Origin of the sequence: Nonomuraea sp. NPDC049141 (assembly GCF_040648415.1) — a bacterium.
Taxonomy (GTDB): Bacteria; Actinomycetota; Actinomycetes; order Streptosporangiales; family Streptosporangiaceae; genus Nonomuraea.
The window spans coordinates 74,300-86,834 of the sequence record NZ_JBEZDR010000018.1 but is presented as its reverse complement, the minus strand read 5'-3'; the positions used below and the strand labels follow the sequence as shown (position 1 = coordinate 86,834).

At 71.0% G+C, this 12,535-nt stretch carries 12 protein-coding genes; 6 read left to right on the top strand and 6 right to left on the bottom strand.

From position 1 onward, the window contains the following. Window positions 1-10 precede the first annotated feature (10 nt). Complete coding sequence (locus tag AB0B91_RS43000; protein WP_358333193.1) at window positions 11-1,276, top strand: MFS transporter; 1,266 nt, start codon at window positions 11-13, stop codon at window positions 1,274-1,276. A 153-nt stretch (window positions 1,277-1,429) separates the two neighbouring features. Here AB0B91_RS43000 and AB0B91_RS42995 read toward each other — a convergent pair whose 3' ends face one another. The 3 genes from AB0B91_RS42995 to AB0B91_RS42985 all read right to left on the bottom strand — a co-directional run bounded on the left by AB0B91_RS42995 (window position 1,430) and on the right by AB0B91_RS42985 (window position 6,228). Continuing rightward, the gene (locus AB0B91_RS42995; RefSeq protein WP_358333190.1) at window positions 1,430-2,269 is read right to left on the bottom strand and encodes a prephenate dehydratase; all 840 of its coding nucleotides are present in this window, start codon (window positions 2,267-2,269) and stop codon (window positions 1,430-1,432) included. Window positions 2,270-2,353: 84 nt separating this feature from the next. Beyond that, window positions 2,354-3,469 carry an SWIM zinc finger family protein gene (locus AB0B91_RS42990; RefSeq protein WP_358333187.1) on the bottom strand — a complete coding sequence of 372 codons (1,116 nt, stop codon included), beginning with the start codon at window positions 3,467-3,469 and terminating at the stop codon, window positions 2,354-2,356. Next, window positions 3,466-6,228 (bottom strand): DEAD/DEAH box helicase, encoded by a 2,763-nt coding sequence (locus tag AB0B91_RS42985; protein WP_358333616.1) that lies wholly within the window; start codon window positions 6,226-6,228, stop codon window positions 3,466-3,468. Before AB0B91_RS42985 ends, AB0B91_RS42990 begins: the two co-directional genes overlap by 4 nt. A 110-nt stretch (window positions 6,229-6,338) precedes the next feature. Between AB0B91_RS42985 and AB0B91_RS42980 the strand changes: the two genes are divergently transcribed. The 3 genes from AB0B91_RS42980 to AB0B91_RS42970 are packed head-to-tail and all read left to right on the top strand — an operon-like array spanning window position 6,339 to window position 8,663. Beyond that, complete coding sequence (locus AB0B91_RS42980) at window positions 6,339-6,956, top strand: DedA family protein (RefSeq protein ID WP_358333184.1); 618 nt, start codon at window positions 6,339-6,341, stop codon at window positions 6,954-6,956. Beyond that, window positions 6,940-8,028, top strand: coding sequence for a histidine kinase (locus AB0B91_RS42975; RefSeq protein WP_358333181.1), 1,089 nt, complete (start codon window positions 6,940-6,942; stop codon window positions 8,026-8,028). Before AB0B91_RS42980 ends, AB0B91_RS42975 begins: the two co-directional genes overlap by 17 nt. Further along, window positions 8,019-8,663: a response regulator transcription factor gene (locus AB0B91_RS42970; RefSeq protein WP_358333178.1), complete on the top strand. Its 645-nt coding sequence runs from the start codon at window positions 8,019-8,021 to the stop codon at window positions 8,661-8,663. Before AB0B91_RS42975 ends, AB0B91_RS42970 begins: the two co-directional genes overlap by 10 nt. Window positions 8,664-8,791: 128 nt before the next feature. Here AB0B91_RS42970 and AB0B91_RS42965 read toward each other — a convergent pair whose 3' ends face one another. After that, window positions 8,792-9,442 carry a TetR/AcrR family transcriptional regulator gene (locus tag AB0B91_RS42965; RefSeq protein WP_358333175.1) on the bottom strand — a complete coding sequence of 217 codons (651 nt, stop codon included), beginning with the start codon at window positions 9,440-9,442 and terminating at the stop codon, window positions 8,792-8,794. A 99-nt stretch (window positions 9,443-9,541) separates the two neighbouring features. On the opposite strand from AB0B91_RS42965, the gene AB0B91_RS42960 reads away from it, so the two are divergent. Both AB0B91_RS42960 and AB0B91_RS42955 read left to right on the top strand, forming a co-directional pair. Next, a complete protein-coding gene (locus tag AB0B91_RS42960) occupies window positions 9,542-10,465 on the top strand; it encodes an oxidoreductase (RefSeq protein ID WP_358333613.1) in 924 nt (307 codons plus the stop codon). A gap of 96 nt (window positions 10,466-10,561) precedes the next feature. Then, on the top strand, window positions 10,562-11,005 hold the full coding sequence (locus AB0B91_RS42955; RefSeq protein WP_358333172.1) for a hypothetical protein: 444 nt from the start codon (window positions 10,562-10,564) through the stop codon (window positions 11,003-11,005). Between the two features lie 21 nt (window positions 11,006-11,026). On the opposite strand, the gene AB0B91_RS42950 is transcribed toward AB0B91_RS42955, so the two are convergent. Next, a complete protein-coding gene (locus AB0B91_RS42950) occupies window positions 11,027-11,620 on the bottom strand; it encodes a helix-turn-helix transcriptional regulator (RefSeq protein WP_358333170.1) in 594 nt (197 codons plus the stop codon). A 98-nt stretch (window positions 11,621-11,718) separates the two neighbouring features. Then, window positions 11,719-12,519: an alpha/beta hydrolase gene (locus AB0B91_RS42945; protein ID WP_358333167.1), complete on the bottom strand. Its 801-nt coding sequence runs from the start codon at window positions 12,517-12,519 to the stop codon at window positions 11,719-11,721. Window positions 12,520-12,535: the final 16 nt, after the last annotated feature.

Below are 12,535 nucleotides of genomic sequence, written 5' to 3'. Positions count from 1 at the left end.
GAAAAATGATGTGGCGAAGTTGCCCACCGGGTTCGGGCGACTGTGGACCGCGCAGACGGTGTCCTCGCTCGGTGACGGCGTGACGCATGCCGCGCTGCCGCTGCTGGCATTGACGTTGACCCGGGATCCGATGGCGCTGGCCGTCGTCACGGCCGCCGGGACACTGCCCTGGCTGCTGTTCGGAGTGCTCGGCGGTGCGCTGGTGGACCGCTGGGACCGCCGCCGCACGATGTGGGTCACGGACGCCGCGCGTGCGGTGCTGCTCGCCGTACCCGCTGCGGCGGCGGCGCTCGACGTGCTGAGCATCCCGCTGCTGGCGGCCGTCGCGTTCCTGCTCGCCCTCGGCGGGCTGTTCTTCGACACGGCGGCCACGGCGTACCTGCCGGATCTGCTCGGCCGCGACCCCGCCCAGCTGGAGCGCGCCAACGCTCGCCTGCGCGGCGCCCAGACCGCAGCGTCCGGCTTCGCCGGGCCACCTGCGGGCAGTGCGCTGCTCGCGCTCGGACGTTCGGTTCCGCTGCTCGCCGACGCGGTGTCGTTCGCGCTGTCCGCACTGCTCGTCCGGTCGCTGCCCGCCGTGCCGCGGCCGGCCGCAAGCGCCCGCGAGTCGCTGCTCCGGCAGGCGCGGGCCGGGGCCTCCTACGTCTTCCGGGACCGGCTGCTGCTCGGGCTCGCGCTCCGTCCGGCGGTCGGGAACGTCGCCTTCCTCGCGGTGGAGACCGTTCTGGCCCTGTTCGCCCGCGAACGTCTCGGCGTCGGCGCCTTCGGCTTCGGCCTGCTCCTCACCGCCGAGGCCACCGGCGGCCTGCTCGGCGCGGGCATCGCCTCCTTACTCGGCCGGCGTCTGGGCACCGGCACCGCGCTGACCTGCACCGCCACAATCGAGGGCCTCGCCATCCTGGGGCTCGCCTCCGCCCCGAACCCGTACGTGGCCGGGCTCGCGCTCGCCGTCTGCGGGGCGGGCATGGGCGCCACGATGGTGCTCGGGCCCTCCCTCCGGCAGGCCATCGTCCCGGCCCACCTGATGGGCCGCGTCGCCTCCACCTCCCGCATGCTCGCCATGTGCGCCGCCCCCTTCGGCGCCGTCCTCGGCGGCTGGCTGGCCACCACCTACGACCTGCGCACCCCGCTCTACGCCGCCGCCAGCCTCCTGCTCGCCATGACCGCCGTCACCGCGACCATGACCAGCAACCGCCGCGTCGAGACCGCACTGCGCAGCGCGCGCCCGCAAGCCGACCTGGCCGAAGAGATCACTGTGCACACCACATCCAGCTGACGGTCATCGCTTGCAGGTCACCACACCTCCACCCGCATCGGAACGATCAGTGGCGACAAGCCGAGCCCCGCAAGCTGCTCTGAGGCCGCAAACCGTCCCTGCGCATTTCCCGACGCGGCCTTCCAGGTGATCAAGTTTCCCGCAGCCCCGGCGTCAGTCGGCGCGGAACGGGTCGGCCGGGTAGACCCCGAGGATCTTCACGTCCGTGGTGAAGAACGCCAACTCCTCCAGCGCGTTCTTCAGACCGGGATCCTCGGGGTGCCCGTCGACCTCGGCGAGGAACTGAGTGGCCGCGAAGTGGCCGCCGACCATGTAGCTCTCCAGCTTGGTCATGTTGATGCCGTTGGTCGCGAACCCGCCGAGCGCCTTGTAGAGCGCGGCCGGCAGGTTGCGGACGTTGAAGACGAACGAGGTGACCACCGGGCCCTCGCCGCGCGGTGCCTGCACGAAGTTGGGGCTGAGCACCACGAACCGGGTGGTGTTGTGCTCCTCGTCCTCGACGTCGCGGGCGAGGATGTGCAGGCCGTAGATCTCCGCCGCGAGCGGCGGCGCGATCGCCGCCTGGGTCAGGTCGCCCGCCTCGGCCACCTCGCGCGCGGCGCCGGCGGTGTCACCGGCGATCATCGGCACCAGGCCGTGCTCGCGGATGATCCGGCGGCACTGACCGAGGGCATGCACATGGCTGTGCACGGACTTGATCGTGTCCAGGGTCGCACCCCGCGGCGCCATCAGGTCGAACTGGATACGCAGGAAGTGCTCGCCGATGATGTGCAGGTCCGAGGTCGGCAGGAAGTGGTGGATATCGGCGACCCGGCCGGCGATCGAGTTGTCGATCGGGATCATCGCCAGCTCGGCCTCGCCGTTCTCCACTACCGCGAACACGTCCTCGAAGGACGCGCACGGCACCGTATGCCAGTCGGGGTAGTGGTGCTTGCACACCAAGTGGGAGTTCGAGCCAGGCTCGCCCTGGTAGGCGATACGTCGTGCGGTCACACCACCATTTTCCCATGCAGCCGGGCGCCGGGAGCCCGGCTGTCCTGGGACGGGCGGCCGAGGAAGGTCGACCCAGAAGCCTCGTCAGCCCACCAGCGCCGACGGGTCGCGTTCCGGTGGGCCGGCTGGCCACCACTGGCCGTCGCGGTCGGTGAACGGGTACCAGCGGCCGTCGCGGCCGTAACGCAGTTGCCGGGCACCGATGGTCCAGCGGTTGCGCCACGCCTCGACCTCCGGTGGGTGCTCGCCCTCCCAGCCGGCCCGGAGCAGCGTCCGGGCCCTGGCCAGGTCCTGCTTGGGCGGGGTCCAGGCTGATTCGAGCGCCTCCAGTCCGTCGGCGCCGCCGTACCGCCAGGCCTGTACGGCCGTCTCCAGGCCGAGGTCGAGGTCGTGGGCGGCGGCCAGCCGTACCCGGTCCTGGTATTCGGTCAGTACGGCCAGCCGCCCGGTGAGCAGCAGCTCGCGGGCCCGGTCGGCGGCTGAGGCGGCGAGCACCTCCAGGGCGGCCACGTCGACGCCGGGCGCGGGCTCCAGCCCGAGCGGCGCGAACGCGACGTCGAACGGCGGCGGCCCCGGCAACGGCGGCACACCCAGGCCGAACGCCATCGCGGCGGGCATGCCGGCGTCGGCGGCGAGATCGGGTGCGGGGACGTCGCGACCCTGCAGTGCCTCGATCAGCTCCCGCTCGCCCCGTCCGCGCATGAGCAGCAGGACGAACGGGTCGGCGTCGAGCAGCCACGACGCCTGGTAGCACAGGGCGGCGGCGTGCTTGCACGGGTGCCCCCAGTCGGGGCAGGAGCACTCCGGTTCGAGGTCGCCGACCGTCGGCAGCAGCGGGACTCCCGCGTCCTCGGCGTCCTCGACCAGGTCGTGGGGCATGTCGCCGTCGAGCAGCGCCGCGATGTGTCCCGCCTTGGCGGCCACCTGGTCGAGGAAGCGCTCCCATTCGGGGGCGGTGAGCTGCTCGACGTGGACGACGGTGTCGTACTCGCTCTCGGTGACGGCGGCGATGCGGCCCGGGCTGACGGTGATGGGGCCGACCTGGCCGGACTTGGCGTACGTGCGGCCTTTGCGGAGGAGTTTCTGGTCGAGGGAGGTGTCCTCGATGGCCTGGATCCAGGCGCGGCCCCACCAGGAGGTGGCGAAGCGGGCGCCGGCCCGTTGCGAGGGGAATGCCGGGAATCCTCGGACAGCGTTCATCTCAACTCCACGAGGGCGGCGAGTTCCGCGTCGGTCAGTTCGGTGAAGGCGGCCTCGCCCGAGGCCAGTACGGCGTCGGCCAGCGAGCGCTTGGCCGCCAGCATCTGGGCGATGCGGTCCTCGATCGTGCCCTCCGCGATCAGCCGGTGCACCTGGACGGGCTTGTCCTGGCCGATGCGGTAGGCGCGGTCGGTGGCCTGGTCTTCGACGGCCGGGTTCCACCAGCGGTCGTAATGGATGACGTGGTCGGCTCGGGTGAGGTTCAGTCCGGTGCCGGCCGCCTTGAGCGACAGCAGGAACACCGGCGCCGCCCCCTCCTGGAAGCGCCGCACCATCTCCTCCCGCTTCGGCACCGGGGTGCCGCCGTGCAGGAACTGGGTGGCGACCCCTCGATCCGTCAGGTGCCGGTCGAGCAGCCGGGCCATGGCCACGTACTGGGTGAAGACCAGCACCGCGCCGTCCTCGGCGACGATGGTGTCGACGAGTTCGTCGAGGAGTTCGAGCTTGCCGGACCGGCCGGTCAGCCTGGGCGCGGCCTCGTGCAGGTAATGGGCCGGGTGGTTGCAGATCTGCTTGAGCCCGGTCAGCAGCTTGACGATCAGTCCACGCCTGGCCATGCCCTGGGCGCTCTCGATCTGCCGCATGATCTCGCGTACGACCGCCTCGTACAGCCCGGCCTGCTCGGTGGTGAGCGCCACCGGGCGGTCGGTCTCGGTCTTGGGCGGTAGTTCGGGCGCGATGCCGGGGTCGGACTTGCGGCGGCGCAGCAGGAACGGCCCCACGAGCCTGGCCAGCCGTTCGGCCACCACGGAGTCGCCTGACTCGACCGGTTTGGCCCAGCGTGAGCGGAACCTGCCCAGCGAGCCGAGCAGCCCCGGCGTCGTCCAGTCGAGGATGGCCCACAGCTCGGACAGGTTGTTCTCCACGGGGGTGCCGGTCAGCGCGACGCGGGCGGCCGCCGGGATCTCGCGCAGCGCCTTGGCCGTACCCGAGGAGGGGTTCTTGACGTGCTGGGCCTCGTCGGCCACCAGCAGGTCCCACGGGTGCGCGGCGAGCCGCGCGGCGTCCATCCGCATCGTGCCGTATGTCGTCAGTACGAATCCCTCATCAGCCAATGTCCGGCTATTTCCGTGAAATCGGCGGACAGGGACGCCCGGGGCGAACCTGGAGATCTCCCGCTCCCAGTTCCCCAGCAGCGAGGCGGGGCAGACGACCAGCGTGGGCCCGCCGCCCCGGTGCAGGTGCAGGGCGATCAGCGTGATCGTCTTGCCCAGGCCCATGTCGTCGGCCAGGCAGGCGCCGAGCCCGAGCGACGTCATCCTGGCCAGCCAGCGCAGGCCCTGCAGCTGGTAGTCGCGCAGCCGCGCGTCCAGGCCTTCCGGCGCGGCGATCTCCTCGGGCTCGGACAGCCGGTCGCGCAGCTCGCGCAGCCAGGCGCTCGGCTCGACCGGCACCTGCTCGCCGTCGACCTCCACGGTGCCGGTCAGCGCGGCGCCGAGGGCGTCGAGGCCGGTCAGCGGCTTGAGGTCGCGGTGGCGGGCTTTGCGGGCCAGGTCCGGCTCGATGAGCACCCACTGGTCGCGCAGCCGTACGACGGGCCGGTGCGCCTCGGCGAGCCGGTCCATCTCGGCCGCGGTCAGCCGCTCGCCGCCCAGGGCGAGCTGCCAGTCGAAGCTGGTCAGGTGATGGCCGCCGAGGAAAGACGGCAGGTCGGACGGGGCGCTGTCGCGCTCGCCGACGACGGCGCGGGCGCTCAGGCCGCGTACCAGCTCCCTTGGCCAGTGGACCTCGACACCGGCCGCGCCCAGGCGTTCGGCGGCGCCGGCCAGCAGCTCCTCCACGTCGCCGCCGGACAGGGTCAGCTCGTCGGGGACGGCGCTGTCGAGCAGGCGTTCGAGCCGGGCCCAGGCGCGGGCGGCCCGCCTGATGGCCAGCGTGGCCTCGATCCTGGCACGGGGGCCGAACCCCGGGTCCCTGCCCTCCCACAGGTCGGCGGCGTCCACCACCAGGGACGGGTCGGCCAGGCTGTGCAGCTGGACCACCGCCCGGAACTCCGCCTGCTCCAGGCTGTCGGCCTCCAGGCGCAGCGACAGGCGTACGCCGGAGTCCAGCCCCGCGGACACCTCCTCGGCCCAGGCACGCAGCCGGGGCACTTTGACCGGTTTGACGGCCGCGAACGCCGAGGTGCCGGTGGCGCGGACAGCGCCGGGGGAGCGCGGCATGGCGTCGGCCACCGCGTCCAGGAACGCCCGCACCAGCGACTCCGCATCCCTCAACCGCACCCCTCCCGCACCGGCGCGGCCGGGCCGCTCGTCGGCTTCGGGCCGCCCGCCGTCGGCTGTGGCCCACCCTTCGAGAGGTACGGACCGCGCCGCGGCGGGCATGGCGTCGGCCAGCTCCCGGATGCGCTGTACGTCGGCCGTGTCGAACGGCCCCGCCCGCCAGGAGTCGAAGTCGCCCGCCGAAACCCCCGGCAGGATCCGCCCCCTGGCGACCAGTTGCAGCGCGACCAGTGCCACCGCGCCCCAGAATCGCGCCGCAGGGTGGGCGCCCGCGTCGCTCCTGGCCCTGGCCAGCGTGGCCACGGCGTCGGCGACCGGGACGCGGGTGGCCCCGGCCTCCAGAACCCGCAGCTCACCGCCATGCTCTTCGACCACGGTCACCGTGGCGTCCCCGCCCGGGTCGAGGAAGGCCATCCGCCCTTCTCTGGGCGGGTCGCCGGGTTCGAAGACGACCGCCTGCCGTACCAGATCCGTCATTGGGCTCACGGCCGTACAGTGTACGGTACAAAACACCTGTGGTTTACCACAGCCGAGATCTGCCGCCCACCTCATTACCGCCATATTGGATCTTGATTAGCCTCTACAACATGACTGATTGGCTCATCGCACTCATGGAGACCCTGGGCGCCCCCGGGGCGGGCCTGGCTATCGCGCTGGAAAACCTGTTCCCGCCGCTGCCGAGCGAGGTGATCCTGCCACTGTCGGGGTTCACCGCGAGCAGGGGTGAGATGGACCTGCTCGATGTGCTGGTGTGGACCACGGCGGGGTCGGTGTTCGGGGCGCTGGCGCTCTACTGGGTGGGCGCGCTGCTCGGCCGCCGCCGTACGCTGGCGATCGCCGCCAAGCTGCCGCTGGTGAAGGTCTCCGACATCGAGAAGACCGAGGCGTGGTTCCTCAAGCACGGCAAGAAGACGGTGTTCTTTGGGCGGATGATCCCCATTTTCCGCAGTCTGATCTCCATCCCGGCGGGGGTGGAGCGGATGCCGCTGCTCACGTTCACCCTGCTGACGACCGCCGGCAGCCTCATCTGGAACACCATCTTCGTGCTCGCCGGCTACTACCTGGGCGAGAACTGGTCGCTGGTGGAGGCCTATGTGGGAGTCGGCACGAACGTGGTGATCGGCCTGGTCGTGCTGGCGGTGCTCGTCTTCATCGGCGTACGCCTGGCGGAGCGGCGCAAGGGCAGACATGCGTCCCGTCGCTGAGGGCCTGCGGCTGCTGGCGGCGGTGTCGCTGGGCGCGACCACCGCCCTGGCCGACCTGGCGTTCCTGCTGGTGGCGCTGCCTTTCCTGGGCTATCCCAACACGCGGGCGATGGCCAGGCGGCTGGCCCTGCTGGAGACGCGGCGGCTGCGCCTCGACCCGGCGGAGTTCGACGTGGGCGGGCGGGCCACGCGTTATCTCGCGCTGCGCGTTCCGGTCGGGGTGCTGGGCGGGCTGGTGGTGGGGCTGTTGCTGATCGGGGTGGTGACGGGCGTCCGCATCGCCTGGGCCTGGGGGACCGGAGGCACCTTCGACGACATCGAACCCACCTGGCCGATCTTCATTTATTTCGCCCTGGTCGGGTTGCTGTTGCTCTTCCTGATCCTGTCGGGCGTGGTTGGCGTGCACGCGCTCGAACAGCGGCTGGCCCGCCGGGTGCTCGGCCCCGATCCGACTGAGAGACTCGAACGCAGGATCGTCGAGCTGGCCGAGAGCCGGGCCGGGATCGTGGCGGCGGTCGACTCAGAGCGCCGCCGGATCGAACGCGACCTGCACGACGGCCTCCAGCAGCGCCTGGTCGCCCTGTCGATGCTGATCGGCCGATCCCGGCGGGGCCGTCCCGAGCTGCTGGACCAGGCTCACGAGGAGGCGCAGCAGGCGCTGGCCGAGCTGCGCGAGGTGGCCTGGCGGGTCTACCCGAGCGGCCTCGACTCCCTCGGTCTCGGCGAGGCGCTGGCGGGGGTGGCCGAGCGCTCGAGCGTACCGGTCAAGGTGTCCTGCGACCTGGCCGCGCGCCCCCCGATGGGGGTGGAGACGGCCGCCTACTTCGTCGTCTGCGAGGCGGTGACCAACGCCGCCAAGCACGCGGGAGCCACCCTCATCACCGTTGACGTGCACCGGGAGGGCACAATGATCGTCGTGCGGGTCATGGATGACGGCCGGGGCGGCGCGACCGCCTCGGGCAGCGGGCTGTCGGGGCTGGCCCGCCGGGTGGCGGCACTCGACGGCGGGTTCCAGGTGGTCAGCCCGGCGGGCGGTCCGACAATGATCGTGGCGGAGCTGCCATGCGGGTGATCCTGGCCGAAGACTCGACGCTGCTGCGCGAGGGCCTGCTACGGCTGCTGGTGGAGGAGGGCCACGAGGTGCCCGCCGCCGTGGGCGACGGTGCCGCCCTGGTCGAGGCGGTGGCCGCCCACGGGCCCGACATCGTGGTGGTCGACGTAAGGATGCCACCGACCCACACTGACGAGGGCCTGCGCGCCGCACTGGAGATCAGGCGACGCTGGCCCACCGTCAAGGTGCTGGTCCTGTCGCAGTATGTGGAGAAGAGGTACGCGACGGAGCTGATGAGCGGCGATGTGGAAGGTATCGGATATCTACTGAAAGACCGGGTGGCGCAGGTAGCCGACTTCCTCGACGCGCTCGACCGGGTGGGCGCCGGGGGAGCGGCGTTCGATCCGGAGGTCGTACGCCAGTTGCTGGCCCGCACCACCCAGATCGATCCGCTGGCCCGGCTCACCCCGCGCGAGCGCGACGTCCTCGAACGCATGGCCCAGGGACTGACCAACGCCTCGATCGCCCAGGCCATGCACGTGTCGCAGAGCGCCGTGGAAAAGCACGTCAACTCACTGTTCGACAAGCTCCATCTCTCGCACCAGACCGGCTACAGCCGCCGCGTGCTGGCCGTCCTCCGCTTCCTGGAGTCGTGACCTGTGTGTTCCGGCGTCGAGGTCGGGCCCCCGGGCGATGACCGCACTGCCGCAGGGCAGGCGCGACAGCTTGCCCCACCGCCCCTACGGCGCCCGTGACCCGATCACCCGGTGGACCATGGAACCCGTCAATCTGCCTTCAGGAGCGTCATCAGCTGGTCCGCCGCCTTACGGGCGCGCGCGGTGATGTCTTCCTCGGTCGGCTCACGTACGCCGTGGAGCGCGTCCTCGAACAGCCCCCCGCCCAGCATCGCCACGAACGTCCCCGCCGCCCACCGCAGGCTCCCAGCCTTCCAATCCTGGCTGGGCGCCCAGCGTTCGAGGTAGCGCTGGAGAGCATGCACCCGGAGCTCCATGATCTGGCGGTAACGGTGCCCCAGCTCCGGGAACCGAGGCGCGTCCCGGGTCACCACCCGGTACAGCGCCAGCTCTGTCGGTGACAGCACTCGTCGCAGGTAGTCCATGCCCGCGAGCGGCAACGCCACCTGGGGCGACTCGGTGAACCACGGCAAGTCCGGAAACTCGGAATCGTTGTCGGGAAGGACCTCGGGCTCCGGCATTGAGCAGGCATCCCGCATGACGGCACTGAACAGGTCGTCCTTGCCGTCGAAATGCCGGTAGACCGTCTTGATCGAGACACCCGCCGCCGCGGCGATGCGGTGCACCGAGGTCTCGGCGTAGCCGGTGTCGAGGAAGGCCTCGCGCGCGGCGTCCACGATCGCGGTCCGCTTGCGCTGCATGAGCTGGGCCTTGGGGTTGTCGTCCGACCAGGTTCGCATGGGCCTCTCCGAACGGGACTGCTTGACACCAGCATACGACAACTATCATTGTCGTTCGTACGACAATGATAGTTGTCGTACCCTCAAGGAGGCCGCGTGATGAGCTGGACTATCGACCAGATTCCCGACCAGACCGGCAAGACCTTTGTCGTCACCGGGGCCGGCAGCGGCCTCGGCCTGGCGACCACCCGGGCACTCGCCCACAGGGGCGCGCACGTCATCCTCGCCGTACGGGACGAGGTCAAGGGGCGGCGGGCCGTCGCCGAGATCACCGCCGAGCGGCCGGATGCCCGTCTCGAGGTGCGCCACCTCGATCTGGCGGATCTGGACTCGGTCCACACCTTCGCCGACCGGCTGCGTTCCGACCTGGGGCGCCTGGACCTCCTCGTCAACAACGCGGGGGTGATGGCGCCGCCCCGTACGCTCAACGCGCAGGGCCACGAGCTGCAGTTCGCCGCCAACCACCTCGGCCACTTCGCACTCACCGGCCTGGTGCTCGACCTCCTGGCCGACGGGAGCGACCCCCGCGTGGTCACGGTCACCTCGACCAACCACCGGCAGGGCCGGATCTTCTTCGACGACCTCACCGGTGAGCGCACGTACTCTCCCATGAAGTTCTACAACCAGTCCAAGCTCGCCAACGCCGCCTTCGGATGGGAGCTCCACCAGCGGCTGACCGCGGCGGGCAGCCCGGTGCGCAGCGTGCTCGCCCACCCCGGTTACGCCTCCACCAACCTCCAGACCAGCGCACCGGTCGGCATGGTGAAGCTGCTGTTCGGCCGCATCCTCGCCCCGCTCGCCCAGTCCGCCGAGCGGGGCGCGCTGCCTCAGCTGTACGCGGCCACCGCCCCGGACGCGGCAAGTGGGCAGCTCATCGGGCCGGGCGGCATGGCTGAGCTGCGCGGCGCCCCCAAACAGGTCCAGCTGGCCCCGACCGCCACCGATCCCGAGACCGGCCGCCGCCTCTGGGAGTTGTCGGAACGCCTGACCACGGTGCGCTTCGCACTCCCGGCCACCGCCTGAGATCGTCCGTATGGTGGAGCGACGCGCCGGCAGCCCCGTCTGAGAGCGTGTGAGAGACTACGCCGATCTTGGAGTCGAGGTGCGGAGTCCTGTTTCGTGCGTTCACGAGTTATCGCCTGCGTCCCGGTACTGCTGCTCTTCATGGGCGCCTGCGGAGAGAAGCCCGAGCCGGAGGCCGCACCGTCCGCCACCCACACGCCCACGACATCAGTACCGCCGGTATCCCCGACGCCCACGGCCCGGCCTTCGCGCAAGCGCGCGCTCGCCGGCCCCGGGACCGTGTGCGGTGAGATCCAGCCGCCCGGCGGCGGCGCCATGGCGGCGGTCGCGGTGTCCGCGGGGCGAGCCGATTGCCGTACGGCCCTCAAGATCTTCCGGACCTACTACCGGCCGGACACCCCCAAGCAGGGCAGCGCTGGGGTCGCGACCGTCGGCGGATGGCGTTGCGCCAGCAACTCGGCCGCTCAGGCGAACATCAGCGGGCGACTCTCCTCGTGCCGCCAGGCCACCGCGAAGATCGTGGCGGACGTCATCCCGTAACGAGCGCCGTCGATGGTCAGCTCATTTGCCGGTCGGCTGGGCGCGGACGTGGAGACGCTCGCCCTGAGGCCCGAACAGGGAGAGGATCTCGACCGGCTCGGAACCGGCGTTGCCGAACCAGTGCGGGATACGGGTGTCGAACTCGGCGACCTCGCCGGGCGTGAGGATCACGTCGTGCTCGCCGAGGACCAGGCGCACCCGCCCGGACAGTACGTAGAGCCACTCGTAGCCCTCGTGCACCCGGGGATCGGGCTCGGTTCCGGGCCAGTTCGGCGGCATGACCTGCTTGAACGCCTGGAGCCCGCCGGGCCGGCGGGTGAGCGGGATGAAGACGGAGCCCCGGCGACGGAACGAGCGCAACTGCACGCGCGGGTCACCGGTGGGCGGCGCGTCGACGAGCTCGTCCAGTGTCACCTGGTGGGCGCGCGCCAGGGGCAGCAACAGCTCCAAGGTCGGCCGGCGCTGCCCGGACTCCAGGCGCGACAGGGTGCTGATCGAGATGCCGGTGGACTCCGACAGCTCGGTCAGGGTGGCGCCGCGCTGCTGGCGCAGGGTCCGCAGCCGGGGCCCGACGGCATGCAGAACATCGTCCAGAACAATCTCGTCATCGTCCATGGACCCAATTTGCCACAACGGCAAGGGTTTTTGGCAATGGCGGCGAGTCACGACGGTGCCCCCACCCGGCCGTCCTCGACCAGGGCCACTCAGCTCGTCTACAGGTCGTTCCTGGTAAGCCAGGTCAGGCACGCGTCGGCCACCTCACGCCAGCCGTGGTCGATGGTCAGGGAGTGGCCCCGGTCGGGGAACCGCTGGATCTCGGTGATCGCGGTGGAGCCTCGATACTGCTTGAGCGTCGCTTCGGTGACCGTCTCGGGGACGGTGTGGTCCTTGCCGCCGGCGATCAGCAGCAGCGGCCCCCGGGCGTCGTTGCCGGTGTCGACCTTGGCGGGCGAATGGGGGGAGAAGTTCGCGGCGGCAGCCTCGAACAGCGGCTTGCCCGGCGCGGGGATGGTCCAGCGTTCGTACAGCTCGGCGGCTTCCTGAGCCGGGATGGCGTTGCCGAACGCGTAGGTGAACTGGTCGAGGGTGAGGGAGACGGCCCGGTGCTTGTTGGCCGGGTTCTTGAACACCGGCAGGGTCGAGCGCAACGCCGACAACGGCAGCGGCAGCACCCCTTTGATCTGGGCGGCGTCGATCGCGATCGCGGCTCTGGCCAGGTCCTGCCCGAGCAGCTTCTCGGCGATCATGCCGCCGAAGGAGTGACCGATCAGGATCGGCTTGACGTCCAGAGCGTTGATGATCTCCGTGTAGTGGGCGACGACGTCGTCGATGCCATGGTCGGCGATGCTGTCGGGGTCCTTGCGGGACAGTTCGACGCTTTCGCGGTCCCCCGGCCAGCCGGGCGCCGCCGCGTCGTAGCCGGCGGTCGTGAACAGCTCGATCCAGGAAGACCAGGAGGTGGCGTGTAGCCAAAGGCCGTGGATGAAGATGACGGGAGTGGTCGGTGCGGTCATCGGTTGCTCCTCAGGA

Coding starts and splice junctions, on each gene's coding strand:
- AB0B91_RS42990 (WP_358333187.1), bottom strand. CDS start 3,469: ATGAACGCTGTCCGAGGATTCCCGGCATTCCCCTCGCAACGGGCCGGC.
- AB0B91_RS42985 (WP_358333616.1), bottom strand. CDS start 6,228: ATGACGGATCTGGTACGGCAGGCGGTCGTCTTCGAACCCGGCGACCCG.
- AB0B91_RS42980 (WP_358333184.1), top strand. CDS start 6,339: ATGACTGATTGGCTCATCGCACTCATGGAGACCCTGGGCGCCCCCGGG.
- AB0B91_RS42975 (WP_358333181.1), top strand. CDS start 6,940: ATGCGTCCCGTCGCTGAGGGCCTGCGGCTGCTGGCGGCGGTGTCGCTG.
- AB0B91_RS42970 (WP_358333178.1), top strand. CDS start 8,019: ATGCGGGTGATCCTGGCCGAAGACTCGACGCTGCTGCGCGAGGGCCTG.
- AB0B91_RS42965 (WP_358333175.1), bottom strand. CDS start 9,442: ATGCGAACCTGGTCGGACGACAACCCCAAGGCCCAGCTCATGCAGCGC.
- AB0B91_RS42960 (WP_358333613.1), top strand. CDS start 9,542: ATGAGCTGGACTATCGACCAGATTCCCGACCAGACCGGCAAGACCTTT.
- AB0B91_RS42950 (WP_358333170.1), bottom strand. CDS start 11,620: ATGGACGATGACGAGATTGTTCTGGACGATGTTCTGCATGCCGTCGGG.
- AB0B91_RS42945 (WP_358333167.1), bottom strand. CDS start 12,519: ATGACCGCACCGACCACTCCCGTCATCTTCATCCACGGCCTTTGGCTA.